General features: G+C 56.8%; 23 protein-coding genes. 12 read left to right on the top strand and 11 right to left on the bottom strand.

Annotated elements, in window-relative coordinates; genetic code table 11:
* Positions 1–13: 13 nt before the first annotated feature.
* The 5 genes from selB to USH94_RS13795 form a co-directional block, all read right to left on the bottom strand.
* Positions 14–1,861, bottom strand: coding sequence for a selenocysteine-specific translation elongation factor (gene selB / locus USH94_RS13815; RefSeq protein WP_111964323.1), 1,848 nt, complete (start codon positions 1,859–1,861; stop codon positions 14–16).
* Positions 1,858–3,243 carry an L-seryl-tRNA(Sec) selenium transferase gene (gene selA / locus USH94_RS13810; RefSeq protein WP_111964322.1) on the bottom strand — a complete coding sequence of 462 codons (1,386 nt, stop codon included), beginning with the start codon at positions 3,241–3,243 and terminating at the stop codon, positions 1,858–1,860. The genes selB and selA overlap by 4 nt, the downstream gene beginning before the upstream one ends.
* 103 nt (positions 3,244–3,346) lie before the next feature.
* Positions 3,347–3,955, bottom strand: coding sequence for a glutathione S-transferase (locus USH94_RS13805; RefSeq protein ID WP_111964321.1), 609 nt, complete (start codon positions 3,953–3,955; stop codon positions 3,347–3,349).
* A 90-nt stretch (positions 3,956–4,045) separates the two neighbouring features.
* Positions 4,046–5,182 carry an HlyD family secretion protein gene (locus USH94_RS13800; protein ID WP_021242439.1) on the bottom strand — a complete coding sequence of 379 codons (1,137 nt, stop codon included), beginning with the start codon at positions 5,180–5,182 and terminating at the stop codon, positions 4,046–4,048.
* A gap of 2 nt (positions 5,183–5,184) precedes the next feature.
* Entirely contained in the window at positions 5,185–5,541 is a 357-nt protein-coding gene (locus USH94_RS13795; protein ID WP_111964320.1) for a DUF3302 domain-containing protein, read from the bottom strand.
* Positions 5,542–6,198: 657 nt separating this feature from the next.
* Between USH94_RS13795 and USH94_RS13790 the strand changes: the two genes are divergently transcribed.
* The 9 genes from USH94_RS13790 (at position 6,199) to trmL (ending at position 16,299) form a co-directional block, all read left to right on the top strand.
* Positions 6,199–8,106: a PTS mannitol transporter subunit IICBA gene (locus USH94_RS13790; RefSeq protein WP_111964319.1), complete on the top strand. Its 1,908-nt coding sequence runs from the start codon at positions 6,199–6,201 to the stop codon at positions 8,104–8,106.
* Between the two features lie 84 nt (positions 8,107–8,190).
* Entirely contained in the window at positions 8,191–9,354 is a 1,164-nt protein-coding gene (gene mtlD, locus USH94_RS13785; RefSeq protein ID WP_111964318.1) for a mannitol-1-phosphate 5-dehydrogenase, read from the top strand.
* Positions 9,351–9,941: a mannitol operon repressor MtlR gene (gene mtlR, locus USH94_RS13780; RefSeq protein WP_111964317.1), complete on the top strand. Its 591-nt coding sequence runs from the start codon at positions 9,351–9,353 to the stop codon at positions 9,939–9,941. Before mtlD ends, mtlR begins: the two co-directional genes overlap by 4 nt.
* A 58-nt stretch (positions 9,942–9,999) precedes the next feature.
* Complete coding sequence (locus USH94_RS13775; protein ID WP_008502724.1) at positions 10,000–10,362, top strand: YibL family ribosome-associated protein; 363 nt, start codon at positions 10,000–10,002, stop codon at positions 10,360–10,362.
* Positions 10,363–10,648: 286 nt separating this feature from the next.
* Entirely contained in the window at positions 10,649–12,304 is a 1,656-nt protein-coding gene (gene lldP / locus USH94_RS13770; protein ID WP_023309919.1) for an L-lactate permease, read from the top strand.
* Positions 12,301–13,074: a transcriptional regulator LldR gene (lldR, locus tag USH94_RS13765; protein ID WP_023294814.1), complete on the top strand. Its 774-nt coding sequence runs from the start codon at positions 12,301–12,303 to the stop codon at positions 13,072–13,074. Before lldP ends, lldR begins: the two co-directional genes overlap by 4 nt.
* The gene (gene lldD / locus USH94_RS13760) at positions 13,071–14,258 is read left to right on the top strand and encodes a quinone-dependent L-lactate dehydrogenase (RefSeq protein WP_008502721.1); all 1,188 of its coding nucleotides are present in this window, start codon (positions 13,071–13,073) and stop codon (positions 14,256–14,258) included. The genes lldR and lldD overlap by 4 nt, the downstream gene beginning before the upstream one ends.
* A gap of 181 nt (positions 14,259–14,439) precedes the next feature.
* Positions 14,440–15,780 (top strand): MFS transporter, encoded by a 1,341-nt coding sequence (locus USH94_RS13755; RefSeq protein ID WP_111964316.1) that lies wholly within the window; start codon positions 14,440–14,442, stop codon positions 15,778–15,780.
* Positions 15,781–15,825: 45 nt separating this feature from the next.
* Positions 15,826–16,299 carry a tRNA (uridine(34)/cytosine(34)/5-carboxymethylaminomethyluridine(34)-2'-O)-methyltransferase TrmL gene (gene trmL / locus USH94_RS13750; RefSeq protein WP_021242431.1) on the top strand — a complete coding sequence of 158 codons (474 nt, stop codon included), beginning with the start codon at positions 15,826–15,828 and terminating at the stop codon, positions 16,297–16,299.
* On the opposite strand, the gene cysE is transcribed toward trmL, so the two are convergent.
* The 5 genes from cysE to USH94_RS13725 all read right to left on the bottom strand — a co-directional run bounded on the left by cysE (position 16,296) and on the right by USH94_RS13725 (position 19,405).
* On the bottom strand, positions 16,296–17,117 hold the full coding sequence (gene cysE, locus USH94_RS13745; protein WP_008502718.1) for a serine O-acetyltransferase: 822 nt from the start codon (positions 17,115–17,117) through the stop codon (positions 16,296–16,298). The two genes, trmL and cysE, sit on opposite strands and share 4 nt — an antisense overlap.
* Before the next feature lie 74 nt (positions 17,118–17,191).
* Positions 17,192–18,211, bottom strand: a complete 1,020-nt coding sequence (gpsA, locus tag USH94_RS13740) for an NAD(P)H-dependent glycerol-3-phosphate dehydrogenase (RefSeq protein WP_111964315.1) — start codon at positions 18,209–18,211, stop codon at positions 17,192–17,194.
* Positions 18,211–18,678, bottom strand: a complete 468-nt coding sequence (gene secB, locus USH94_RS13735) for a protein-export chaperone SecB (protein ID WP_003860835.1) — start codon at positions 18,676–18,678, stop codon at positions 18,211–18,213. The genes gpsA and secB overlap by 1 nt, the downstream gene beginning before the upstream one ends.
* Positions 18,679–18,710: 32 nt before the next feature.
* Positions 18,711–18,962 (bottom strand): glutaredoxin 3, encoded by a 252-nt coding sequence (gene grxC, locus USH94_RS13730; RefSeq protein ID WP_023309914.1) that lies wholly within the window; start codon positions 18,960–18,962, stop codon positions 18,711–18,713.
* Positions 18,963–18,973: 11 nt separating this feature from the next.
* Positions 18,974–19,405 carry a rhodanese-like domain-containing protein gene (locus USH94_RS13725; RefSeq protein WP_023309913.1) on the bottom strand — a complete coding sequence of 144 codons (432 nt, stop codon included), beginning with the start codon at positions 19,403–19,405 and terminating at the stop codon, positions 18,974–18,976.
* A 246-nt stretch (positions 19,406–19,651) separates the two neighbouring features.
* Here USH94_RS13725 and gpmM point away from each other — a divergent pair, with 246 nt between their 5' ends.
* The 3 genes from gpmM to USH94_RS13710 are packed head-to-tail and all read left to right on the top strand — an operon-like array spanning position 19,652 to position 23,425.
* The gene (gene gpmM / locus USH94_RS13720) at positions 19,652–21,196 is read left to right on the top strand and encodes a 2,3-bisphosphoglycerate-independent phosphoglycerate mutase (protein ID WP_111964314.1); all 1,545 of its coding nucleotides are present in this window, start codon (positions 19,652–19,654) and stop codon (positions 21,194–21,196) included.
* 33 nt (positions 21,197–21,229) lie between these two features.
* On the top strand, positions 21,230–22,489 hold the full coding sequence (gene envC / locus USH94_RS13715) for a murein hydrolase activator EnvC (RefSeq protein ID WP_240168105.1): 1,260 nt from the start codon (positions 21,230–21,232) through the stop codon (positions 22,487–22,489).
* 3 nt (positions 22,490–22,492) lie between these two features.
* Positions 22,493–23,425 (top strand): divergent polysaccharide deacetylase family protein, encoded by a 933-nt coding sequence (locus USH94_RS13710; RefSeq protein WP_111964312.1) that lies wholly within the window; start codon positions 22,493–22,495, stop codon positions 23,423–23,425.
* 3 nt (positions 23,426–23,428) lie between these two features.
* On the opposite strand, the gene USH94_RS13705 is transcribed toward USH94_RS13710, so the two are convergent.
* Positions 23,429–24,229, bottom strand: a complete 801-nt coding sequence (locus tag USH94_RS13705; protein WP_111964311.1) for a glycosyltransferase family 2 protein — start codon at positions 24,227–24,229, stop codon at positions 23,429–23,431.
* Between the last annotated feature and the right edge of the window lie 196 nt (positions 24,230–24,425).

The following is a 24,425-nucleotide window of genomic DNA, read 5'->3' as shown; positions in this document are numbered from 1 at the left end:
TTTACGACGGAGGTCACGGAGTTTCAGGAAATAATAACGAATCGCGCAACAGGTGATCGTTACCGCGACGGCGGGTAAAGCCGATGCGGTTGAAATACTCCAGGATCTGGATCGCCAGCTTGCGGCCCACGTTCAGCCGATCGCGGAAATCCGCTGCGCAGGTCGAGCCGCGCGCCTGATCCAGCTCGCGGATCAGGTTGGCAAACGCCACAATACGATCGTTACGGTAATAACGATCTTTCACGATCGCGACTATTAGCCCCTGCTGCGCCGCATGGCGCAATACCTGGCGCATCACCTGCTCGTCGGTGTTGGTTTCGCGAGCCAGATCGCGAACCCACCACGGCTCATCGCCAAACAGCGGGGCGGCTTTTTGCCATATGGCCTCTTGCTCGGCGGTGAACCCGGCCTTGTGATCCGGCAGATGCAGCCAGCCGTGGTGGCTTTTGATCGCCCCGCTTTCGCGCATGTTTTCAATCAGCAGCAGCACCAGCGCATCGTCTTCCATCGGCAGCGCCATGCGCCGCAGACGCTCACGGCCCGGGCCAGGCTCGTCCTGATGCTGTTCGTGGTAAGTCGCAAGCGTGTTCAGTATCTTACGCTGCCATTGCGCAGCAACCGGGGCATTGAGCAGGCTGTCTCCAGCCTGAATAAAGCCCGGCTCCTGAGTCAGCTGCCGTAAGCCTTCCCCGCTCAGCTGGCGTGCCCATGCAAAATCACGCAGGCTCACCGCTCCGCGATCGAGGTGTACCCGCAGCGCGGCGTTATTCTCTCTGGCCTGCGCCAGCGCGGCCAGCCACTGCAGATATTCCGGCTTACGCTTGCCGCGTCGGGGTGGGTTAAGCGCCACCACGCGCGCCCCGGCCAGCGTTTCCCTTGCAGAAATGTCACGCAGAACCAGACGATCGTTGTCTGCCAGCCAGAGCGGTGAATCGAATACCAGCTCGGCGAGATCGTTTTCCAGCAGCGACACGCGCCCGGTGATATGGCTGGCCGCGTGGTGAATATGCAGCGGCTGCCATTGGGTCAGAGGCACGTTTGCCTGCAGGGAGACGATGACGCGTTCAGACGGTTCCGGCGGGGCATCGGCCAGCAGCCAGTCGCCGCGGTTAAGCTGCTCTTTTTCCGCATCCCCGGCAATGTTCAGCGCGATCCGCTGCCCGGCGTGAGCCTGCTCTGTGGGCTGGTTTTGAGCATGCAGGCCGCGCACGCGCATCGGTTTATTCACGCCCGTCAGCCATAAGCTATCGCCTACTTTCACCTCGCCGCTGAGCGCCGTCCCGGTGACCACCAGACCCGCCCCTTTCACGCTAAACGCCCGGTCAATCGCCAGACGGAAACGGTGATGGCTGGCGTGGTCACGTGATGAAAGGTGCTGCAAGTGGTGGCGAAGTTCGTCGATACCTCGCCCTTCGGTCGCCACGGTGACAAAAAGCGCTGCATCGGCAAAGCCATATTCACGTAAGGTCGCCTGCACCGCTTCGCGCACCTCGCTGACGCGTGCGTCATCCACGCGATCGGCTTTGGTCAGCGCCACGGTCAGCTGCGGATTGCCGGTCAGTTGCAGGATCGCCAGATGCTCGCGGGTTTGCGCCATAACGCCATCATCACAGGCCACCACCAGCAGGGCATGATCGATGCCGCCTACCCCCGCCAGCATGTTAGACAGAAACTTTTCATGCCCCGGCACATCAATAAAGCCCAGCACGCGGCCATCAGGCTGGGGCCAGTAGGCATAGCCCAGATCGATGGTCATGCCGCGCTTTTTCTCTTCCGGCAGGCGATCGGCGTTTACCCCGGTAATGGCCTGCAGTAACGTGGTTTTTCCGTGGTCAACGTGACCGGCGGTGGCAATAATCATTTCAACAACATCTCCAGAAATCGCTCTTCATCTTCAAGGCAGCGCAGATCCAGCCACATTCGGCCATCGTAAATCCGCCCGATAACCGGCGTCGAGAGACCCCGCCAGCGCGACGACAGGGCTTCCAGATGGCCGCCGCGCCTGTCACGCGGCGTGAACGTCAGCGCTTCACTCGGCAGCCTGTCCACCGGCAGCGAACCGCTGCCAATCTGCGACTGGCAGGGCTCAATGCGAACGTCAAAATCAGAGTAGTGCGCGGCGACGCGCGGCAGCAGAAGTTCGGCCTGGGCGCGAATCGAGGCGGCATCACGGCTTAACAGGCGCAGCGTGGGCAGGCGGTCGGCCAGTTTTTCCGGGTGGAGATAGAGCCGCAGCGTCGCCTCCAGCGCGGCAAGCGTCATTTTATCGGCGCGCAGGGCGCGCTTGAGCGGATGCTGCTGCAGCTGCGCAATCAGCTCGCGCTTGCCGACGATAATCCCGGCCTGCGGCCCGCCCAGCAGTTTGTCGCCGGAAAAACTGACCAGGCTAACGCCCGCCGCAATCATCTCCTGCGGCATCGGCTCTTTTGGCAGCCCGTAAAGGCTCAGATCAACCAGCGAGCCGCTGCCAAGATCGGCAATCACCGGTATATTCAGTTCGCGCCCAATCGCCGCCAGCTCCGCCTCTTCAACCGTTTTGGTGAAGCCTTCAATATGGTAATTGCTGGTGTGAACCTTCATCAGCAGGGCGGTATTTTCATTTACCGCCGCGCGATAGTCTTTCGCATGAGTACGGTTAGTGGTACCCACCTCATGCAGCGTACAGCCCGCCTGGCGCATCACGTCAGGAATACGAAACGCCCCGCCAATCTCCACCAGCTCGCCGCGGGACACTACCACCTCTTTGCCGCTGGCGGTGGCCGCCAGCATCAGCAGCACCGCTGCGGCGTTGTTATTCACAATGCAGGCATCTTCCGCGCCGGTCAGCCGGCACAGCAGCTCCGCCAGCGCGCGGTCGCGATGCCCGCGTCCGGCGCCGTCCAGATCGTACTCCAGCGTTACAGGCGCTTGCATGGCCTGTACAACCGCCTCGACAGCCTCTTCTGCCTGCTGCGCGCGGCCCAGGTTGGTATGCAGTACGGTACCGGTCAGGTTAATCACCGGGCGTAACGCGCTTTGCGCTTTCTCATCCAGCCGGCGTTCAACTTCCTGCTCCCACGCCGTGCACCAGTCGGGCAAGACGTTTTCTGACTGAATAGCGCATCGGGCTTCGTCCTGAAGCAGGCGTAACATTTCCACCGTCGCGGTATGGCCGAAGCGCTCAACAACAGCATGAATGCGGGGCTCGCGAAGGAGACGGTCGGTAGCGGGGATCTGGCTGTACAGCGAACGATGAGTAGTCATGAAAGCGCCTGGCGAATAAATATCTTCCCCCCTCCCGACGGGAGAGGGAGTTAACATGTAGAGGGATTGTACCGCCTCCGACGCCGAAGTGTTATAACCCGCGTCAAGCCTTTGGCGGTTCTGTACGGGCAAAGCTTTCGCGGCTAAACAGCGTGTCTGCAAGCTTCACCAGCAGCGGACGGTCGACGCACCAGCCCGGGGAGACGTGGCGGAAGTTGAGATAGCCAATCGCGCAGGCGATGGCGATGGTCCCCAGGTTCAGGCTGTCGGTGTCGATCTTTCCCTCCCGGATAAGCTGTTCACACCTGTCCAGGCTGCGGCTGATTTTTTCCCGCTGGCGTAACAGTTCCGTTTCCGACTGCTGGGCAGCGGGCCTTGCCTGTTCCCGTACGGAGGTTAATGCCGCATCCATAATACCGTCGGCCAGGGCTTCAATTTGCTTCACCGCCAGCGCCGCTTTTGGGTCAGCCGGCAGCATTGCCGGGGCAACGCCCAGCAGCTCGATATACTCCGCAATAATCGGGGAATCGAACCAGTATTCTCCCTCATCTGTTACCAGCGCCGGGACTTTCCCCAGCGGGTTGTACTGCGCGACGCCGTTTTCCGCGTTGTAGGGCTGTTCGTTCACGAATTCAAATTCAATTCCCTTCTCCAGCAGGAGAATCGAGATTTTTCGCACGAAGGGACTGGTGTAGCTGCCGATGAGTTTCATTGCCTGATCCTTGATGCCGGAAAAAAGTCAGTATGGATCAAGCGATGGAAAAAGGGCAGATCTGCATGTCGCATTCCTGCCCTGGAAGGATTAGTGATCGAGGTAGAGGTAGTGCATCCAGCTGGTCATGCGCAGCAGTACTTTACGCATCACCGAGACGTGGGCGAAATGGTCCGAATAGACCGCCACCTGGGCATAGATACCGTCCGGCAGGGCATCGACTTCAGCGTCAGGGCTCAGTTCTATGATGGCCTGCACGCCATCCGTACCCGGTGTGACCGTCAGAGACTGCAGCGCGCCCTGCGCCTGATAGGTTCCTCCCGGTACCACAGGCAGAATTGCGGTGAGCTTCCCGGAGAACACCTGGCCCGGCAGCGCGTTAAACACCACTTCCGCTTCATCGCCTGGCTTCAGACGCAGCAGCGAGTTCTGGCGGAACTGGGCCACAATCTGACGCTTCTGTTCTGGGATAAAGACCATCACCGGACGCAGCGGCAGCGCGGCGGCATAGGTCCCCGGACGTATCAGCACCTGGGTGATGTAACCATCGCTCGGCGCACGCACCACGGTCTGATCCAGGTTGTATTTGGCTTCGGCAAGCTGGGCGCGTAACGAAGCAATCTGCGACTGCTCGCCGTTCACCATGCTGTCTAACTGGCTTTGGATCTGCACCTGTTCAGCCACGGAGCCTTTCACCATGGCGTCCTGCGCCAGATAGTTTTGCCGCGCGTTATCAATATCGCTTTCAGAGAACGGATTGACCTTCGCCTGGCTGCCTTTCAGGTAGCGCTGATAATCTTTATAGAGGCGATCGCGCTCAGCGGAGACGCGCGTGGTATTGGCAACCGCTTCCGACAGCTGCGCTTTCAGATTGTCGATATTGTGCGTCGCGGTTACCAGGTCGGCCTGGAGTCTGTCGACGCGCGCCTGATAGCGGCCCGGATCAAGTTTAAATAACACTTCGCCTTTTTTAATTAGCTGGTTATTTTTATCTGTCACTTCGCTGACCACCCCGGTAACCTGCGGCGTAATCGGAATAGAAATAACCGCTTTTTGCGCCGTAAAGGTATACGGGTGGTTATAGTTCATTAACAGAATAAGTCCGGCAACAATAAATACGCCGCCTAATGTTGCGGTGGCAAGCGTCCACTGGTTGACCGGAATTCGGAATATTTTAAAGATGGCCCAGGCAAATGCCACGTAGGTCAAAATAATCAACAGATCCATGATTAGCGCTCCAGCGTGGTCTTATCAGCAGCAGGCTTTACCGCGGCCAGCTTTTGTTCTAATTCGGCCACGCGTTTGGCCAGCGCATCCATGCCCGGAACCTCATCAGGCTTTGTGATGTGGTTTTGCATACCCCAGCCGCGATCTTCACGGTACAGCGTGGCCCAAATCCACAGGAATGGCCAGATGGCATGAAGCGTAAACAGGCTAATCCAGCCTGCCGTATGAATGGCATCGGCATGCGGGTGGTTACGCTTTTTGGCCATATTATAAGGGATGTCATGGATAGCGATGATTCCATAAAAGAGAACCAGAAATACAAAAATCAATACGCCCAGCGCAAAATAGTTGAGAAACATATTCTCCTCACTTAAACAACGTCAACTCATTAAATTAATAAAACGGTACGCAACCTAATTAATTTTTTATAAACACGGGGTTGTGCTTATTATTTCCGAGCCGGGGAGTATGGGTTTTTATAATATCTCCATGCAAGTTTATAAGCGTGTCAAAATATATCCTGAATAATAATAGACTTAACCTTACAATATGAGCGTAATCCACCTTTTAACTTTTCGCCATACCACACAGAAAAAGTGGTTTTTTAGCTTATCGTGTCGTGCCATATCATCCTGGCGCTGAATCGCTATGCAGAGTTTGCCGTCGATCACAGCCGGAGAAATCTGCATAAAAATATTTTGTGAAATCAGTCACAATCCAGAAACAAACACGCCATAACAAAACGTGACAACAATCACACAAAAGGGTGTGTTTTGCTTTTTTTCTCGCCATCGTATTTTTTTTGCCCATCGTTTTTGTGATTCAGATCACCTCATAGATATCCTCACCCCCTACATTTACGTGACATGAATCACATAAATTTTCACTGTCTGGACAGTTGAACGATTCAGTGCCAGATTTCACAGCATCAGAACAGGGCCCGGCTACCTCTGCCGCCTCATTAACAATAAACCTCGGGCCATAAGCCTTAGCGTAAACAGAAGAAGGGGTGTTTTATGTCATCCGATTTCAAGATCAAAGTTCAAAGCTTTGGTCGTTTCCTCAGCAACATGGTGATGCCAAATATCGGCGCGTTTATCGCGTGGGGTATCATCACCGCATTGTTCATTCCGACAGGGTGGTTGCCTAACGAGACGCTGGCGAAACTTGTTGGCCCAATGATTACCTATCTCCTGCCGCTGCTCATCGGTTTCACCGGGGGTCGTCTGGTGGGCGGTGACCGTGGTGGCGTAGTGGGTGCCATCACAACCATGGGCGTTATCGTCGGTGCAGATATGCCGATGTTCCTCGGTGCGATGATTGCCGGTCCTCTGGGCGGCTGGGCGATTAAGAAATTCGACGTCTGGGTTGATGGTAAGATCAAATCCGGCTTCGAAATGCTGGTGAACAACTTCTCTGCGGGCATCATCGGGATGATCCTCGCCATTCTGGCGTTCCTCGGCATTGGCCCTGCGGTTGAAGTGCTGTCTAAAATTCTGGCGGCAGGCGTTAACTTCATGGTGGCGCACGAAATGCTGCCGCTGGCGTCTATCTTCGTTGAACCGGCGAAAATCCTGTTCCTTAACAACGCCATCAACCACGGTATCTTCTCGCCGCTGGGTATCCAGCAGTCTCACGATCTCGGCAAGTCTATCTTCTTCCTGATTGAAGCTAACCCGGGTCCAGGTATGGGCGTTCTGCTGGCGTACATCTTCTTCGGCCGTGGCAGCGCTAAACAGTCTGCTGGCGGCGCGGCGATAATCCACTTCCTGGGCGGTATCCACGAAATTTACTTCCCGTACGTGCTGATGAACCCGCGTCTGATCCTGGCCGTTATCCTCGGCGGTATGACCGGCGTGTTCACCCTGAGCGTGCTGGGCGGCGGTCTGGTTTCTCCGGCCTCTCCGGGTTCTATCCTGGCGGTACTGGCGATGACGCCAAAAGGCGCTTACTTCGCGAACCTCGCGGCTATTTTTGCGGCAATGGCCGTCTCCTTCGTGGTCTCTTCTATCCTGCTGAAAACCAGCAAAGTGAAAGAAGATGATGACATCGAAGCGGCGACCCGTCGTATGCACGATATGAAAGCCGAATCCAAAGGCGCAACCCCACTGGCAGCCGGTGATGTCTCTAACGACCTGAGCCACGTGCGTAAAATCATCGTTGCCTGTGATGCCGGTATGGGTTCCAGCGCGATGGGTGCAGGCGTGCTACGTAAGAAAGTGCAGGATGCGGGCCTGACCAACATCTCCGTGACCAACAGCGCCATTAACAGCCTGCCGCCGGATGTTGACCTGGTCATCACGCACCGCGATCTGACCGAACGCGCCATGCGCCAGGTGCCGCAGGCACAGCACATTTCGCTGACCAACTTCCTCGACAGCGGCCTGTACACCAGCCTGACCGAACGTCTGGTGGCCGCGCAGCGTCACGAAGACAACGAAGTGAAAGTGCGCTCCAGCCTGCAGGACAGTTTTGACGAGAGCAATGCTCATCTGTTTAAGCTGGGTGCGGAGAATATTTTCCTCGGTCGTACCGCGGCCACCAAAGAAGAAGCGATTCGCTTTGCCGGTGAGCAGCTGGTGAAAGACGGCTACGTTCAGCCTGAATATGTCGACGCGATGCTGGAACGCGAAAAACTGACGCCAACCTACCTGGGCGAATCCATCGCGGTGCCGCACGGAACGGTTGAAGCGAAAGATCGCGTCCTGAAAACCGGCGTCGTATTCTGTCAGTACCCGCAGGGCGTGCGCTTCGGTGAAGAAGAAGACGACATCGCTCGTCTGGTGATTGGTATCGCCGCTCGCAACAACGAGCACATTCAGGTGATTACCAGCCTGACCAACGCCCTGGATGATGAATCCGTCATTGAGCGTCTGGCCAATACCACCAGCGTGGAAGAAGTGCTGGCTCTGCTGAACAAATAAGTTCTCTTCCCTCTCCCTCCGGGGAGAGGGCTAGGGTGAGGGGGAAAACGTTCCTCACCCCAGCCCTCTCGGGTAAAAACATTGATGAAGGTTAACACTATGAAAGCATTACATTTTGGCGCAGGTAATATCGGTCGTGGTTTTATCGGTAAACTGCTTGCTGACGCGGGCATTACTCTGACATTCGCCGATGTGAATCAGGTTGTCCTGGATGCCCTGAATGCCCGTCATAGCTATCAGGTCCATGTGGTGGGCGAAAACGAGCAGGTTGAGACGGTATCCGGCGTCAACGCGGTCAGCAGCATCGGTGAAGACGTTATTGACCTGATCGCCAGCGTCGATCTGGTCACCACCGCCGTGGGTCCGGTCGTCCTTGAGCGCATCGCCCCTGCGGTTGCAAAAGGCTTGGCAAAACGTAAAGCGCAGGGCATCGACACCCCGCTGAACATCATCGCCTGTGAAAACATGGTGCGCGGCACTACGCAGCTGAAAGGCCACGTTCTTAACGCGGTGGCAGACGAAGACAAAGCCTGGGTTGAAGCGCACGTGGGTTTTGTGGATTCCGCCGTGGATCGCATCGTTCCGCCTTCCGAATCCGCGACCAACGACCCGCTGGAAGTGACCGTGGAAACCTTCAGCGAGTGGATCGTCGATAAAACCCAGTTTAAAGGTGACCTGCCGACCATTCCGGGAATGGAATTAACCGATAACCTGATGGCATTTGTCGAACGCAAGCTCTTCACGCTGAACACCGGGCATGCTATAACCGCGTACCTCGGAAAATTGGCCGGTCATCAGACCATTCGTGACGCGATCCTCGATGAGAAGATCCGCGCGGTGGTAAAAGGGGCAATGGAAGAGAGCGGCGCGGTGCTAATCAAACGCTACGGTTTTGATGCTGAGAAACACGCAGCATACATCCAGAAAATCCTCGGTCGCTTTGAAAACCCGTATCTGAAAGATGACGTTGAGCGCGTGGGCCGCCAGCCGCTGCGTAAGCTGAGCGCGGGCGATCGCCTGATTAAGCCGCTGCTGGGCACGCTGGAATACGGCCTGCCGCACGCCAACCTGGTGAAAGGGATTGCCGCAGCGATGCACTACCGCAGCGAGCAGGACCCACAGGCGATTGAGCTGGCTCAGCTGATTGATGATAAAGGCGCGCAGGCTGCGCTGGCGCAGATCTCCGGTCTGGACGCCAACAGCGACGTGGTTGCGGAGGCGGTTAACGCATACAACGCAACCAAATGATGCAGAATGCGGCGCAGGTTAGCCTGCGCCCTGATTACAGATTGTCAGATATGCAGGCAATAATGGAACAAACCCAGGCCTTTGAAAATCGTGTGCTTGAGCGTCTGAATGCTGGCAAAACCGTACGAAGTTTCCTGATTGCCGCCGTCGAGCTGTTAACCGAGGCGGTGAATATCCTGGTGCTTCAGGTGTTTCGCAAAGACGACTACGCGGTAAAATATGCTGTAGAACCGTTACTGGACGGAGACGGACCGCTGGGCGATCTATCCGTGCGTCTGAAGCTGATTTATGGTCTTGGCGTGCTGAACCGACAAGAGTATGAAGATGCGGAGCTGTTGATGGCGCTGCGAGAAGAGCTCAATCATGACGGTAACGAGTATACCTTTACCGACGATGAGATTCTGGGGCCCTTCGGCGAGCTGCACTGCGTTACCGCGCTGCCCCCTGCTCCCCATTTTGATAACAGCGACCCTGAGCTTTACGCGATGCAAAAGCTGCGTTATCAACAGGTTGTCCGTTCCACGATGGTTCTCTCCCTGACTGAGCTGATTTCCCGAATCAGCTTAAAAAAAGCGTTTCAGAAGTAAGCCTGCTCACATTGGTGTATCCTTCCCTGTAAATTCCCCGTTTTCAGAGTCATTTGTTATGAAAGAAGTCGAAAAGAACGAAATTAAACGCCTGAGCGACCGCCTGGATCTCATCCGCCACCAGATGGCTGGCCTGTCGCTGGTCGATTCCGCCGAGAAATACGCCGAGCTTGAGAAAGAGACCGCGAAGCTGGAAGCGGAAATCGAGCGCCTGCGCGAAGTCAAAGGCCAGAAGCTGAGTAAAGAAGCGCAGAAGCTGATGAACATGCCGCACCGCCGCGCGATCACCAAAAAAGAACAGGCCGACATGGGCAAGCTGAAGAAAAGCGTCCGCGGTCTGGTGGTGGTACACCCGATGACCGAGCTTGGCCGCGAAATGGGCCTGAAAGAGATGACGGGCTTTTGTAAGACCGCGTTCTAACCATTCTTCCCCTCCCCCTCTCCCGTGGGAGAGGGCCGGGGTGAGGGCATCAGGCCCCACCCCGCTTCAAATTGGCCCAACCAATCCCCCTTTTCTTTCTTCCCTGGTTCACAATTCCATTATTTCCGCTCACAAAACCATTGCTAGCTCATAACATCTGGTTAACCATTCATTGTCATTAACCCTACAACACAACATTGGCAGGACCACTTTTACACAACCTGTGACGCAGAGTTGAGCGGAGACTCACCCGCAGCGCAGGCTGTCTGGTCCCCAGGAGACCTGCATGAGCCTCTGGCAACAAAACTACGACCCGGCTGGAAATATCTGGCTGTCGAGCCTGATCGCATCGCTTCCGATCCTGTTCTTCTTCTTTGCGCTGATTAAGCTCAAGCTGAAGGGCTACCTCGCCGCGACGTATACCGTTGCCATCGCCCTGATGGTGGCGTTGTTCTTCTACAAAATGCCGGTCGATCGCGCGCTGGCCTCCGTCGTCTACGGTTTCTTCTACGGCCTGTGGCCGATTGCGTGGATCATCATCGCCGCGGTCTTTGTGTATAAAATCTCGGTGAAAACCGGGCAGTTCGACATTATCCGCTCGTCGATTCTCTCCATTACACCGGACCAACGCCTGCAGATGCTGATTGTTGGCTTCTCCTTCGGGGCGTTTCTGGAAGGTGCGGCAGGTTTTGGCGCTCCGGTGGCGATTACCGCCGCGCTGCTGGTGGGTCTGGGCTTTAACCCGCTCTATGCCGCAGGTCTGTGCCTGATTGTGAACACCGCTCCGGTTGCGTTTGGCGCGATGGGTATTCCGATTCTGGTAGCCGGGCAGGTCACCGGGCTGGACAGCTTCGAGATCGGCCAGATGGTTGGCCGCCAGCTGCCCTTCCTGACCATTATCGTCCTGTTCTGGATCATGGCGATTATGGACGGCTGGCGCGGCGTGAAGGAGACCTGGCCTGCGGTGATGGTGGCGGGCGGTTCGTTCGCTATCGCCCAGTACCTCAGCTCGAACTTCCTTGGCCCGGAGCTGCCGGACATCATCTCTTCGCTGGTTTCTCTGGTCTGCCTGACGCTGTTCCTGAAACGCTGGCAGCCGGTCCGTATTTTCCGCTTCGCCGACATGGGCGCCTCGCAGGTCGATCAAACCCTGGCCCGCACCGGCTACACCGCAGGACAGGTGATCCGCGCCTGGTCGCCGTTCCTGTTCCTGACCGCCACGGTCACGCTGTGGAGCATCCCGCCGTTTAAAGCCCTGTTCGCCCCTGGCGGCGCGCTGTACGACATGGTGATTAATATCTCCGTGCCGTTTCTCGACAAGATGGTCGCCCGTATGCCGCCGGTAGTGCACGCCGCCACGCCGTATGCCGCGGTCTATAAATTCGACTGGTTCTCCGCCACCGGGACCGCCATCCTGTTTGCCGCTATTCTTTCCGTGGTGTGGCTGCGCATGAAGCCTGCGGCTGCGGTACAGACCTTTGCGGCGACCGTTAAAGAGCTGATGCTGCCGATTTACTCCATCGGCATGGTGCTGGCGTTCGCGTTTATCTCGAACTACTCCGGACTGTCATCGACGCTGGCGCTCGCGCTGGCCCATACCAGCCACGCCTTCACCTTCTTCTCGCCGTTCCTCGGCTGGCTGGGGGTGTTCCTGACCGGGTCCGATACCTCGTCTAACGCCCTGTTTGCCGCGCTGCAGGCAACGGCAGCCCAGCAGATTGGCGTATCGGACGTCCTGCTGGTGGCCGCGAACACGACGGGCGGCGTGACCGGGAAAATGATCTCCCCGCAGTCCATTGCCATTGCCTGTGCGGCGGTGGGACTGGTCGGTAAAGAGTCGGATCTGTTCCGCTTTACCGTGAAACACAGCCTGATATTCACCTGCATGGTCGGGGTGATCACCACCCTGCAGGCCTATGTCTTAACCTGGATGATCCCATGATAGTGATGCCCAGACGCCTGTCCGACGAGATTGCCTCTCGCGTGCGGGCGCTGATTGAAGAACAACAGCTGGAAGCGGGCATGAAGTTGCCCGCCGAACGCCAGCTCGCCGCCCAGCTTGGCGTGTCGCGCAATTCACTGCGCGAGGCGCTGGCGACGCTGGTCAGCGAAGGGGTACTGGTAAGCCGTCGCGGCGGCGGCACCTTTGTGCGCTGGCAGCATGACGACTGGTCCGAGCAAAACATCGTTCAGCCGCTGAAAACGCTGATGGAGAACGACCCGGACTACAGCTTCGACATCCTTGAAGCGCGCCACGCCATCGAAACCAGTACCGCCTGGCACGCGGCCATGCGGGCAACCGACGCCGACAAAGAGAAACTCATCGCCTGCTTTGAGGCCACGCAAAGCAGCGACCCGGATATCGCCTCCCAGGCGGACGTCCGTTTTCACCTTGCGATTGCCGAGGCGTCGCACAACGTGGTGCTGCTCCAGACCATGCGCGGGTTTTTCGACCTGCTGCAATCCTCCGTGAAGCAGAGCCGCCAGCGCATGTATCTGGTTCCGCCGGTGTTTGCCCAACTGACCGAACAGCACGAGGCGGTGCTCAACGCCATTCTTGCCGGTGATGCCGAGGCCGCGCGCAAAGCGATGATGGCGCATCTGGGCTTCGTGCATACCACCATCAAACGATTCGATGAAGACCAGGCCCGACAGGCGCGTATTACCCGTCTGCCAGGCGACAGTGATATTTCCAGGGAGAACAAAGCATGATTATTTCAGCAGCCAGTGACTATCGCGCCGCGGCGCAGCGCATTTTGCCCCCGTTCCTGTTCCACTACATTGACGGCGGGGCGTATGCCGAATACACCCTGCGCCGCAATGTGGAAGACCTGTCGGAGGTGGCGCTGCGCCAGCGCGTGCTGAAGAATATGTCTGACCTGAGCCTTGAGACGAAACTGTTCAACGAAACGCTTTCCATGCCCGTCGCGCTCGCGCCCGTTGGCCTGTGCGGTATGTATGCCCGCCGTGGCGAAGTGCAGGCCGCCGCTGCAGCGGATGCCAAAGGCATTCCGTTTACCCTCTCTACCGTCTCGGTTTGTCCGATTGAAGAGGTCGCCCCAACCATCAAACGCCCGATGTGGTTCCAGCTGTACGTCCTGCGCGATCGCGGCTTTATGCGTAACGCGCTCGAGCGTGCCAAAGCGGCGGGCTGCTCCACGCTGGTCTTTACCGTCGATATGCCGACCCCCGGCGCGCGCTATCGTGATGCCCACTCCGGCATGAGCGGCCCAAATGCGGCGCTCCGCCGCTACTGGCAGGCGGTAACGCATCCGCAGTGGGCGTGGGACGTTGGCCTGAACGGTCGTCCACACGATCTGGGGAATATCTCGGCGTATCTGGGTAAACCCACCGGGCTGGAGGATTACATCGGCTGGCTGGCGAACAACTTCGATCCGTCCATCTCCTGGAAAGACCTGGAGTGGATCCGCGAATTCTGGGATGGCCCGATGGTGATCAAGGGGATCCTCGACCCGGAAGATGCCCGCGATGCGGTCCGCTTTGGCGCAGACGGGATTGTGGTTTCTAACCACGGCGGCCGCCAGCTCGACGGGGTGCTCTCCTCCGCCCGCGCCCTGCCGGCCATTGCCGATGCGGTGAAAGGCGATATTGCCATCCTGGCCGACAGCGGGATCCGCAACGGGCTGGACGTGGTGCGCATGATTGCACTGGGTGCCGACAGCGTGCTGCTGGGGCGCGCGTATCTGTACGCCCTGGCGACCGCGGGCCAGGCGGGCGTGGCGAATCTGCTTAACCTGATCGAAAAAGAGATGAAGGTAGCGATGACGCTGACCGGTGCAAAAACGATTAGCGAAATCAGCAGGGATTCTCTGGTTCAGGAGTTAAGCAAATTACCGGCAGCGCTGGCTCCCCTTGCTCAGGGAAACGCGGCCTGAATTATCCCTCGTTAACACCTCTTCTCACGCGTCCGATCTCCCCCTCGGGCGCTTTTTTATGCCAAAAATAACATCCAGATAACATATTGGATAAGAAAATTTGACATCTACCTGTCGCCCGCAATTGTATAGACAAGCAAAGACAAGAACACAAAAACAACATCACATCAGAGGGGAGCGTATGACCTATTCAGGTAAGGTGGATATTCAGCAGGTGATCGACGACAGCCGCTTTTCAGGGTTTCACTGGCTGCTCATTGTGCTGGGCTTTCTGGTTCTGGCGATCGATGGCTTTGATACGGCGGCGATGGGCTACATCGCCCCTACGCTGTCGGCAGAATGGGGGATCCATAAACAGGATCTGGGGCCGGTGCTGAGCGCCGCGCTGCTGGGGCTGTCGCTGGGCGCGCTGATTGCCGGTCCGGTATCGGACCGGATGGGGCGCAAGCGCGTGCTGGTCTTTTCGTGCCTGTTCTTCGGCCTTGCGAGCCTGGGGACGGCCTGGGCGCAAAGCCTGAATACCCTGACGCTGTGGCGCTTCCTGACGGGGCTCGGGCTCGGAGCTGCGATGCCCAACGCCATTACGCTTATCTCCGAGTTTGCCCCCCAGCGCTGTCGCGCCATGGCGATTAACACCATGTACTGCGGTTTCCCTCTGGGTGCGGCGGGCGGCGGCGCGATCTCGTCCTGGCTTATCCCCCATCACGGCTGGCGAAGCGTACTGCTGACCGGCGCGATTGCGCCGCTGGTTTTAACGCTGCTGCTGGCGCTGCTGTTGCCGGAGTCGGTGAAGTTTCTGGTGCAGCGCGGAAGAGATGTCATGCAGGTCCGCCGCATCGCCAACCGGTTCGCCCGCAGCACGCTGGATAGCGTCACGGGCTTTTTCCTGGCGGAGGAGAAAGTCGCGTCTAAAAAAGGAAGCGTGTCGCAGCTGTTTTCGATGCCCTGGCTGCCCGGCACCCTGATGCTGTGGGTGACCTATTTTATGGGGCTGGTGATTTACTACGTCCTGCTGAGCTGGATGCCGACGCTAATGCAGGGGATGGGTTATGCGCTGGCGGAGTCAGCCTGGCTCACCTCGCTGTTCACCTTCGGCGGCACGGCCGGGATCCTGCTAGCGGGCTGGATGATGGACCGTTGGGAAGCGCACAAGGTGGTCGCGGGCGGGTTTATCCTGACGATGGGGCTGATCCTGCTACTCGGCATGGAGCATAATCATATCGCCCTGTTTGGCGGGCTAATCTTCCTGATGGGGATCGCAATGAACGGCGCGCAGTCGGGCATGCAAACCCTGGCCGCCACCTTTTACCCTACCGAGTGCCGCGCGACGGGCATCGCCTGGATGCAGGGGATCGGCCGCTTTGGCGGCGTGGCGGGAACCATGACCAGCGCCCAGCTTCTTTCGATGCAGTGGCAGGCGGACAGTATTTTAATGATCCTCAGCGTACCCGCTCTGGTGGCCGCCGCGGCAACCGTCTACAAAATGCTGTATAGCCGCTCGCAGGAGCCCGGCGTCGCGTAGTTGCTCTCTTTTCTGCTATCCTGCCCCCGCAATTAAGGGGGCAGCATGCTTAACATCGTTTTATTCGAACCAGAAATTCCGCCGAATACCGGCAATATTATCCGCCTGTGTGCCAACACCGGTTTTCGTCTGCACATTATTGAGCCGATGGGCTTTACTTGGGACGACAAACGCCTGCGTCGCGCAGGGCTGGATTACCATGAATTTACCGCCGTTATTCGCCACCACGATTACGCCGCGTTTCTGGAAGCCGAGCAGCCGCAGCGCATGTTCGCCCTGACCACCAAAGGCACGCCGGCGCACAGCGCCGTGAGCTATCAGGCAGGTGACTATCTGATGTTTGGCCCGGAAACCCGCGGCCTGCCGGCCACGATTCTGGATGCCCTGCCCGCTGAGCAGAAAATCCGTATTCCGATGATGCCGGACAGCCGCAGCATGAACCTGTCGAACGCGGTGTCGGTGGTGGTGTATGAAGCATGGCGCCAGCTGGGATATCCGGGCGCCATTCTCAGAAGTTAAATGCCGTCGCCATACTCGAAGGTATGGTGAATGCCGTTGAAGTGCTGATCCATGTCCATGGACGGCTTATCGCTGTCTGGCTTACCGACGATGCGCGCCGGTACGCCAGCGGCGGTGGTGTGCGGCGGAACCGGCTGGAGCACCACGGAGCCTGCGCCGATCTTCGCGCCGCGTCCGACTTCGATATTGCCGAGGATTTTGGCACCCGCGCCTATCATCACCCCTTCACGAATTTTCGGATGGCGATCGCCGCTGGTTTTGCCGGTACCGCCCAGGGTAACCGACTGCAGGATCGAGACGTCGTCTTCAATCACTGCCGTTTCCCCGACAACGATCCCGGTGGCGTGGTCGAGCATGATCCCGCGGCCAATCTTAGCCGCCGGGTGAATATCAACCTGAAACGTCACGGAAACCTGGTTTTGCAGGAAGATCGCCAGCGCGCGGCGGCCTTCATTCCACAGCCAGTGGCCGATTCGATAAGCCTGCAGGGCGTGGAAGCCTTTCAGGTAAAGCAGCGGCGTAGAATATTTATCGACCGCCGGGTCACGGGTGCGCACGGCCTGGATATCACAGGCGGCAGACGCAATCATTTCCGGGTCTGCTGCGTACGCCTCTTCCACCACCTCACGAATGGCAATCGCGGGCATGATCGAGGAAGCCAGCTTGTTGGCGAGCATATAGCTCAGCGCGCTGCCGAGGTTTTCGTGCTTGAGTAGCGTTGCGTGGTAGAAACTGGCCAGCATAGGCTCACAGTCGGCCAGCGCCCGGGCTTCGGCTTTAATGTTGTTCCAGACGATATCCAGTTCTTCACACGGCATTGCTTACTCCAGACGATAGTTAATGACCAGCCAGTTCTGCACTGGCTGGGTCATTCAGGTGACAACGGTTCCGACTAGTTACTGCTGCGCTCGTCCTTGCGCGCACGACCTAATAAGGTCAATGCTGCCTCGCGCGCATTTTTTCCGCAATACAATACCTGATAAATTTCCTCGGTTATTGGCATTTCGACACCAAAACGGTGCGCCAACTCGCGGACTTCTTTGGTATTGCGGTAGCCTTCCACCACCTGACCAATCTTCTCCTGCGCGTCTTTCACATCGCTGCCCTGTCCGAGCATCATGCCAAAACGGCGGTTACGAGACTGGTTGTCGGTACAGGTCAGCACCAGGTCGCCCAGGCCAGCCATTCCCATAAACGTGGCCGGATCGGCACCCAGCGCTTCGCCCAAACGGGACATCTCGGTCAGACCCCGGGTGATCAGCGCCGTACGCGCGTTGGCACCAAAACCAATGCCGTCGGACATCCCGGCACCAATCGCAATCACGTTCTTCACCGCTCCGCCCAACTGCACACCGATAAAATCGGGGTTGCTGTAGACGCGGAAGCTCTTGCCGCAGTGCAGCAGCTGTTGAAGATCGTCGGAGAAGGCCCGATCGGTTGAGGCCAGCGAAATCGCCGTCGGCAGGCCAGCGGCCAGCTCTTTGGCAAAGGTCGGGCCGGAGATGACCGCCAGCGGGATCTCATCACCCAGCGCTTCACGGGCAACGTCCTGCAGCAGGCGCCCGGTTTCGGCTTCCAGTCCTTTTGTCGCCCAGACAATGCGCGCATCCGGGCGCATCAGCGGCTTAATCTGACGCAGCACGTCGCCAAAGACATGGCTCGGAACCACAATCAGAATGTTGCGGCTGGCCGCCAGCGCGGTCGCAAGGTCGCTTTCAAGGTGCAGGGAGTCAGGGAACGGAACGTCCGGGAGAAACGCCACGTTACAGCGGTCGCGCTGCAGCGTTGCGATATGTTTTGGGTCGTGGCCCCAGAGGACCACATCGTGACCATTTCTTGCCAGCGTGATGGCAAGAGCGGTGCCGTATGAGCCGGCACCGATCACAGTCATTGACGCATTAACAGTGCTCATCAGGCATCCTGATGTTGTTCAGCACCTTCGCCAGCCTGCTGCTGCAGATAGTTCATGAACAGCGCATCAAAGTTAACTGGCGCAAGGTTCAGTTGCGGGAATGTACCGCGAGAAACCAGGCTGGTGATGCATTCACGCGCATACGGGAACAGAATGTTCGGGCAGTACGCACCCAGGCAATGTGCCATCTGGTTGCCTTCGATACCGCCGATAGAGAAGATGCCGCCCTGCTGTACTTCACACAGGAATGCAGTTTCTTCGCCCAGGGATGCGGTAACGGTCACACGCAGCACGACTTCATACACGTCATCTGCCAGTTGGGTAGATGCGGTATCCAGATCAAGTTTAACCTCTGGCTGCCAATCTTTCTGGAAAACGTGTGGCGCATTTGGCGCTTCGAAAGAGACGTCCTTGGTGTAGATACGCTGGATCTGGAAAGTCATTTCGGTGTTGTTTTGTTCTGACATGGAAATACCCTTTTTAATTGTCCTAAAGTCTCTTAGCTCAGCAGCGGATCGAGTCCACCACGGGCGTCGAGCGCATACAAGTCATCACAGCCGCCAATGTGCTGCGCATCAATAAAAATCTGCGGAACCGTCGTGCGACCACTACGTTTGATCATCTCTTCGCGTTTAATCGCGTCACCGTCGATCGGCAGTTCCTGGAACGTGACGCCCTTGCTGTTCAGCAGCGCTTTCGCACGATGGCAGAACGGACACGTCGCTTTGGTATAGATCTCAATATTGGCCATGACTGAACTCCTTATTTACCGCGCACCAAAGGAAGATTTTCCCCGCTCCAGCCGGAAATACCTTCTTTCAGCACAGTTACGTTTTCGAAGCCTGCTTTATGAAGCGCGCTGGCAGATTCTTGTGCCTGCATGCCGGTCGCATCGACAACGATAATCGGCTGGGCTTTGTGTTTTTCAAGCTCACCGACGTTGTTCGCTTTGATTTCAGCTGGCAACAGGTTGATTGCGCCCGCAATGTGACCTTTACGGAAATCGTCACGCTGACGCAGATCGACAACGACGGCATCTTCTTTGTTAATCAGACGCGTCGCTTCACCACGGGTGATAACCTTAATCTTAGACGTCAGGCTCTTAAATGTGGTGAACAGCACAGCAGCCAGCAGGCCAATCCACGCGATGCTCAGAACCGGATGGCGGCTAACGAATTGCATAATTTCTTGCATGGAGGGTAACTACTCCCGACTAATTGATAAAAAAACCAGGACAGGAGTATACCTGTGCGTTCTGGCAAATACAGCCAGCGACCATAACCTAATCCATTTTCTGCGGCATGCCACCTAAAAAAATGCCTCAAAATGGTCTGGAGGGCACCTTGCCACTGCGCTTTCTTTGATCTTCTGCGGCTATTTGATCGATTCAGCTGTAGTAAAATTACGCAAATTTTGACTCTTGAGCATGAGGTTGTCGCAATGTCGGTTTCTAAAAAACCTATGGTACTGGTGATTCTGGATGGTTATGGCTACCGTGAAGATAGCCAGGATAACGCTATTTTCAACGCCAAAACCCCGGTCATGGATGCCCTGTGGGCAAAACGTCCACATACGCTGATTGACGCGTCTGGCCTGGAAGTGGGCCTGCCGGACCGCCAGATGGGCAACTCCGAAGTCGGTCACGTAAACCTGGGCGCCGGGCGTATTGTGTATCAGGACCTGACGCGTCTGGACGTTGAAATCAAAGAACGCACCTTCTTCTCCAACCCAACGCTGTCTGGCGCGGTCGATAAAGCCGTTGCCGCTGGCAAGGCTGTACACATTATGGGCCTGCTCTCTGCTGGCGGCGTGCACAGCCACGAAGATCACATCATGGCGATGGTTGAACTGGCCGCTGAACGCGGTGCAGAAAAAATCTATCTGCACGCCTTCCTGGACGGTCGCGATACGCCACCACGCAGCGCAAAAGGCTCTCTGCAAGCCTTCGAAGACAAATTCGCCGCGCTGGGTAAAGGCCGCGTAGCATCCATTATTGGCCGTTACTACGCCATGGACCGCGACAACCGCTGGGATCGCGTTGAACAGGCCTATGACCTGTTGACCCTGGCAAAAGGGGAATTCCAGTTCGCGACCGCCGTTGAAGCGCTGGAAGCAGCTTATGCTCGTGATGAAAACGACGAATTCGTCAAAGCGTCCGTCATTCGCGCTGAAGGTCAGGCCGACGCCGCCATGGAAGATGGCGACGCGCTGATCTTCATGAACTTCCGTGCTGACCGCGCGCGCGAAATCACCCGTGCTTTCGTCAACAGCGACTTCGACGGTTTTGCCCGCAAGAAAGTGGTAAACATCGACTTCATCCAGCTGACCGAATACGCGGCAGACATCAAAGCCCCATGCGCGTATCCACCAGCCTCGCTGGCCAATACCTTCGGTGAGTGGATGGCGAAGAACGATAAAACGCAGCTGCGTATTTCCGAAACTGAAAAATACGCACACGTGACCTTCTTCTTTAACGGCGGCGTTGAAGAACCGTTCAAAGGCGAAGACCGCATTCTGGTCAACTCACCGAAAGTCGCCACCTACGATCTGCAGCCAGAAATGAGCTCTGCAGAATTGACGGAAAAACTGGTTGCAGCCATCGAGAGCGGTAAATACGACACCATCATTTGTAACTACCCGAACGGCGACATGGTGGGTCATACCGGGGTGATGGAAGCGGCAGTGAAAGCGGTTGAAGCACTGGATCACTGCGTTGATCAGGTTGCGAAAGCTGTTGAATCCGTTGGCGGCCAGCTGCTGATCACCGCAGATCACGGTAACGCTGAACAGATGCGCGACCCGGCGACTGGCCAGGCGCATACCGCCCACACCAACCTGCCCGTTCCGCTGATTTATGTGGGTGATAAATCACTGAAAGCAGTGGAAGGTGGCAAGCTTTCTGACATCGCGCCAACCATGCTGTCGCTGATGGGGATGCCGATCCCTGAAGAGATGACTGGTAAGCCGCTGTTCATCGTGGAATAATCGCTCCCCATGAGGGGAAAGGCGATTTTTTCAATCACATGGGTCGTGAAGCCGCTTAGGTTATCAGTCAGACCTCTGTTTTACGCCAGCGCACTCAGCGCTGGCGTATTGCTGTGCGCCGCATCCGCCCACGCGGATGACCGCGACCAGCTGAAATCCATTCAGGCCGATATCGCCGCCAAAGAGCGTGCGGTACGCCAACAGCAACAGCAGCGATCCGCACTTCTTGCCCAGCTAAAGCAACAGGAAGAGGCGATCTCCGCCGCCGCGCGTAAACTCCGTGAAACGCAAAACACCCTCGCCCTGTTGAACAAGCAGATAGACGAGATGAACGCGTCGATTGCCAAACTGGAACGCCAGCGCGATGCGCAGGAGCGCAATCTTGCCGCACAGCTTGATGCCGCATTCCGCCAGGGTGAACATACCGGACTCCAGCTGATCCTCAGCGGCGAAGAGAGCCAGCGCGGCCAGCGCCTGCAGGCCTACTTTGGCTATCTCAACCAGGCGCGTCAGGAGACTATCGCGCAACTGAAGCAGACGCGCGAAGAGGTCACCACGCAAAAAGCCGAGCTGGAAGAGAAGCAGAGCCAGCAGCAGACGCTGCTCTACGATCAGCAGGCCCAGCAGGCGAAGCTCGAGCAGGCGCGCAACGAGCGTAAGAAAACCCTTTCCGGCCTTGAATCCTCTATTCAGGAAGGACAGAGCCAGCTCAGCGAAATGCGCGCCAACGAATCAAAACTGCGTAACAGCATCGCCCGTGCGGAAGCCGCGGCGAAAGCGCGTGCCGAAAAAGAAGCGCGCGAGGCGCAGGCCGTTCGCGACAAGCAGCAGGAAGCGTCCCGCAAAGGCACCACCTACAAGCCAAGCGAGAGCGAACGTTCCCTGATGTCGCGTACCGGCGGTTTGGGTTCTCCTCGCGGCCAGGCTTTCTGGCCCGTTCGTGGTTCAATTCTGCATCGCTATGGCGAACAGCTGCAGGGTGAGCTACGTTGGAAAGGGATCGTTATCGGTGCGTCTGAAGGTAGCGAAGTGAAAGCCATCGCCGATGGCCGCGTGATTCTGGCCGACTGGCTGCAGGGTTACGGACTGGTGGTGGTGGTCGAACACGGTAAAGGTGATATGAGCCTTTACGGCTACAACCAGAGCGCGCTGGTCAGCGTCGGCACGCAGGTGCGCGCCGGCCAACCCATCGCCCTTGTGGGCAGCAGTGGCGGTCAGGGCCGCCCGTCACTCTATTTCGAAATTCGTCGCCAGGGTCAGGCGGTCAATCCACAGCCGTGGTTGGGAAGATAAGTTTTGCTTCAATTTCGTCGAATGGTTTTCTCCGTCGTCAGCGCGCTGGCGCTGGCTGCACCGGTATACGCAGGTAAACTCGCTATCGTGATTGATGACTTCGGTTATCGTCCGCACTATGAAAATCAGGTGCTGGCGATGCCGTCGGCCATCTCTGTCGCCGTCCTTCCGAATGCTCCCCACGCGCGTGAGATGGCGACCAAAGCACACAGCAGCGACCATCAGGTGCTGATCCACCTGCCAATGGCACCTCTCAGCAAGCAGCCGCTGGAAAAAGATACCCTGCGCCCGGACATGAGCAGCGAGGAAATCGAGCGCATCATCCGTGACGCCTACAACAAAGTGCCGTATGCCGTAGGGCTGAACAACCATATGGGCAGCGCGATGACGTCAAGCCTGTACGGTATGCTCAAAGTGATGCAGGCGCTGGAGCGTTACAACCTCTACTTCCTCGACAGCATGACCATCGGCAACAGCCAGGCGATGCGTGCCGCTCAGGGAACGGGCGTAAAGGTGATTAAGCGCAAGGTGTTCCTGGATGATACCCAGAACGAAGCCGATATTCGCATGCAGTTCAATCGCGCGGTACAGCTGGCCCGCCGCAATGGATCAGCCATCGCCATCGGTCACCCGCACCCGTCTACCGTTCGCGTCCTGCAGCAGATGCTGCCGACCTTACCTTCCGATATCACGCTGGTACGTCCGAGCGATCTACTGAACGAGCCGCAGGTGGATACCTCTACACCGAATTCTGCGCAGCCCGTCCCGACAGCGCCGCGTAATCCGTTCCGCGGCGTGAAGCGCTGTGTACCGAAGCAGCCGCTTGAACCGGTCTATGCGACCCGCTTCTTCTCCGTCATCGGAGACAGCATCAGTAACAGTACGCTGGTGAAATACGTCCAGCAGCAGTGGCAGGGATGGGGCAAGAAAGCCTGACGCCTATTTCGCAATCTGTGAGTCCGTCTGCTCGTTAGCAACGGACTCTTTTTTTTCCTGATGCTGATACCAGGATTTGAAATACTTCAAAAAACTATAGGCTGTGGCATACAGTCCCGTTGCCACCCCCACTTTGCCCTGACGCCAGGCGCCGCTAAAAAGATACCATTTGAAAAAAGCACCGATGGCGCTGATTACGCCGCGCCCAACAGAGGGCCGTATTTTTTGATGTTGAACCAGGCGGGTTGTATAACAATTTAATTTATTAAAAAGCTCGTGCAACGTGGGAAACGTATCATGTTTTACATAACCCTGAATACGTTCACAACGGAGAAAACCTTCGACCTGATCGTCTACCGGTCGGTTATTAAACCGGGACTGTTTACGGTTAAAAAGACGCACAGGATAATCAGGGGATGAAACAGGATAAATCGTCCGGACTTCTTCACCCAGAACAAACCAGTGGCGGCATATTCGCCATGCCGTTCCGGGCTCAGGCTCATCACCTGCTTTTAACCTTAAAATGGCATTAACCGTTTCCTGGTCAAGAATTTCGTCGCTATCGATGCACAGGACCCAGTCATTGCTGGCTAAGGATATGGCATGGTTCATCTGCTCGCCATGCCAGCCAAATTTTTTATAGACCGGGAGCAGTCCAAAGCTTTCACAAATATATCGTGTTTTGTCCGTACTCCCTGAATCAACCACGACGACTTCATCCGCTATTTTTAAAAGAGGCGGAATAACATCATGCAACAATCTCTCAGAATTAAACGTTAATAAGCAGACCGTTATTTTAAACATTTTCCCACTCTCAATAGCAGCCTAAATTAATATTATTAATACTATATAAATGAGTAGAGATGGTTAAAGTCCTGAATCACACTTTTAAAATAAACGCGCTTGAAATTTTCTCTAATCCTGAATCGCAATAAAATAGAAAAATCTATTTTATTTCAACAGATTCTTTATAATGCTGTCAGATGAAGGGTAGCACACG

Origin of the sequence: Enterobacter sp. 148H3, from assembly GCF_034107425.1 — a bacterium.
Lineage (GTDB): Bacteria > Pseudomonadota > Gammaproteobacteria > Enterobacterales > Enterobacteriaceae > Enterobacter > Enterobacter vonholyi.
Note: the sequence above shows the minus strand (reverse complement) of the source record. Positions and strands in the feature narration are given on the sequence as shown.

What these genes read in the sequence shown, in the direction of transcription:
- selB (WP_111964323.1), bottom strand. Translation starts at nt 1,861, where the DNA reads ATGATTATTGCCACCGCCGGTCACGTTGACCACGGAAAAACCACGTTA.
- selA (WP_111964322.1), bottom strand. Translation starts at nt 3,243, where the DNA reads ATGACTACTCATCGTTCGCTGTACAGCCAGATCCCCGCTACCGACCGT.
- USH94_RS13805 (WP_111964321.1), bottom strand. Translation starts at nt 3,955, where the DNA reads ATGAAACTCATCGGCAGCTACACCAGTCCCTTCGTGCGAAAAATCTCG.
- USH94_RS13800 (WP_021242439.1), bottom strand. Translation starts at nt 5,182, where the DNA reads ATGGATCTGTTGATTATTTTGACCTACGTGGCATTTGCCTGGGCCATC.
- USH94_RS13795 (WP_111964320.1), bottom strand. Translation starts at nt 5,541, where the DNA reads ATGTTTCTCAACTATTTTGCGCTGGGCGTATTGATTTTTGTATTTCTG.
- USH94_RS13790 (WP_111964319.1), top strand. Translation starts at nt 6,199, where the DNA reads ATGTCATCCGATTTCAAGATCAAAGTTCAAAGCTTTGGTCGTTTCCTC.
- mtlD (WP_111964318.1), top strand. Translation starts at nt 8,191, where the DNA reads ATGAAGGTTAACACTATGAAAGCATTACATTTTGGCGCAGGTAATATC.
- mtlR (WP_111964317.1), top strand. Translation starts at nt 9,351, where the DNA reads ATGATGCAGAATGCGGCGCAGGTTAGCCTGCGCCCTGATTACAGATTG.
- USH94_RS13775 (WP_008502724.1), top strand. Translation starts at nt 10,000, where the DNA reads ATGAAAGAAGTCGAAAAGAACGAAATTAAACGCCTGAGCGACCGCCTG.
- lldP (WP_023309919.1), top strand. Translation starts at nt 10,649, where the DNA reads ATGAGCCTCTGGCAACAAAACTACGACCCGGCTGGAAATATCTGGCTG.
- lldR (WP_023294814.1), top strand. Translation starts at nt 12,301, where the DNA reads ATGATAGTGATGCCCAGACGCCTGTCCGACGAGATTGCCTCTCGCGTG.
- lldD (WP_008502721.1), top strand. Translation starts at nt 13,071, where the DNA reads ATGATTATTTCAGCAGCCAGTGACTATCGCGCCGCGGCGCAGCGCATT.
- USH94_RS13755 (WP_111964316.1), top strand. Translation starts at nt 14,440, where the DNA reads ATGACCTATTCAGGTAAGGTGGATATTCAGCAGGTGATCGACGACAGC.
- trmL (WP_021242431.1), top strand. Translation starts at nt 15,826, where the DNA reads ATGCTTAACATCGTTTTATTCGAACCAGAAATTCCGCCGAATACCGGC.
- cysE (WP_008502718.1), bottom strand. Translation starts at nt 17,117, where the DNA reads ATGCCGTGTGAAGAACTGGATATCGTCTGGAACAACATTAAAGCCGAA.
- gpsA (WP_111964315.1), bottom strand. Translation starts at nt 18,211, where the DNA reads ATGAGCACTGTTAATGCGTCAATGACTGTGATCGGTGCCGGCTCATAC.
- secB (WP_003860835.1), bottom strand. Translation starts at nt 18,678, where the DNA reads ATGTCAGAACAAAACAACACCGAAATGACTTTCCAGATCCAGCGTATC.
- grxC (WP_023309914.1), bottom strand. Translation starts at nt 18,962, where the DNA reads ATGGCCAATATTGAGATCTATACCAAAGCGACGTGTCCGTTCTGCCAT.
- USH94_RS13725 (WP_023309913.1), bottom strand. Translation starts at nt 19,405, where the DNA reads ATGCAAGAAATTATGCAATTCGTTAGCCGCCATCCGGTTCTGAGCATC.
- gpmM (WP_111964314.1), top strand. Translation starts at nt 19,652, where the DNA reads ATGTCGGTTTCTAAAAAACCTATGGTACTGGTGATTCTGGATGGTTAT.
- USH94_RS13705 (WP_111964311.1), bottom strand. Translation starts at nt 24,229, where the DNA reads ATGTTTAAAATAACGGTCTGCTTATTAACGTTTAATTCTGAGAGATTG.